Source organism: Phenylobacterium sp. (assembly GCF_013822795.1).
In the GTDB taxonomy this organism is placed as follows: domain Bacteria; phylum Pseudomonadota; class Alphaproteobacteria; order Caulobacterales; family Caulobacteraceae; genus Phenylobacterium.
Window position 1 is genome coordinate 1 of the sequence record NZ_PNLB01000044.1, and the last position, 1,393, is coordinate 1,393.

Genomic DNA, 1,393 nt, shown 5'->3' on the forward strand with positions numbered 1-1,393 from the left:
AGCCTTCCTCGTAGACGAGGGTGGGGGCCTGCGACTTCAGCGTCATGTCGCGCACGGTTTCCCACATCCGGATCAGATATTCGAAGTCGCGCTTGATCTCGGGCTTGGTCCGCGAGGCGCCGGCGGTGCGCAGGATGATCCCCATGCCTTCCGGCACGTCGAGGTCCTGCACCACTTCCTTCAGCCGGGAGCGGTCCTGGGCCGAGGTGATCTTGCGGCTGATGCCGCCGCCGCGGGCGGTGTTGGGCATCAGCACGGCATAGCGGCCGGCCAGCGACAGGTAAGTCGTCAGTGCAGCGCCCTTGTTGCCGCGCTCTTCCTTGACGACCTGAACCAGCATCACCTGGCGGCGCTTGATGACCTCCTGGATCTTGTACTGGCGGCGCGGGCGGAAGGCGCGCTCCGGCACTTCCTCGAGTACGTCGTCGCCGCCGACGGATTCGACGACTTCTTCCTCTTCGGCGTCTTCGCCATCGTCCTCATCGTCGTGGTCGTCCTCGCCTTCGGCGGCATGCTCTTCCTGCTGGACGGCGGGGTATTCGTCACTGGTGTGCTCGACATGCGGCACGTCGTCGGCATGGGCGACATTTTCCTGCGCCTGCTCGGCGTCATGGCGATCGTCGTGGTGTTCATCCCGCGGTTCAGCGTGATGCTCGGCCTCGACGAGCGCGGCTACGCTGACCGGTTCCGCCACGGCAGCGGCAGCATCGGCTTGCGCTTCTGCAGCCGGTGCATCGCTGGCCACAGCTGCGTGGTCTTCATGACCGGACGCATCGCGATCGCCTTCATGATCATGCGACGGGCCCTCTTCGCGAGCCTGCACGGGACGGTCGTGCGCCTCGTGGTCGTGATGGGCGGCATCTTCGTGATGTTCGATGTCGTGCGCCGGAGCCTCACCCGCCTGCGCGCCGTCGTGCTCGTGCGGATGGTCCTCTCCCTCATACAAGGGCTGGGTCGCCTGCGAAGGATCGACGGCGTTGTCGATGACGTCGCTCTGGACGCGGTCGCCATGGCCGCGCCGGCGGGCGTTGCGGTGACGCGAGCGGCCGCGGTGGCGATTGTTGGAGCGGTTCTCGCTCTCTTCCTCGGCCTCGCGATGTGCGCGTTCGTCCGCCTCGATCAGCGCCTGACGGTCGGCGACCGGGATCTGGTAATAATCAGGGTGGATTTCGCTGAAGGCGAGGAAGCCGTGGCGGTTGCCGCCATATTCGATGAACGCCGCCTGCAGCGACGGCTCCACCCGCGTCACCTTGGCGAGATAGATATTGCCGCGCAGTTGCTTGCGCTGGGCAGTCTCGAAATCAAATTCTTCGACACGATTGCCGCGGACCACGACGACCCGGGTCTCTTCCGGGTGGGTGGCGTCGATTAACATCTTGTTGGGCATTCTGGG

The 1,393-nt window shown here is 65.4% G+C and carries 1 protein-coding gene; it reads right to left on the reverse strand.

Annotated features, from left to right (window positions below):
• A partial coding sequence (locus C0481_RS21815; RefSeq protein ID WP_293407846.1) for a ribonuclease E/G occupies nt 1–1,387 on the reverse strand: 1,387 nt, incomplete at its 3' end.
• Nucleotides 1,388–1,393: the final 6 nt, after the last annotated feature.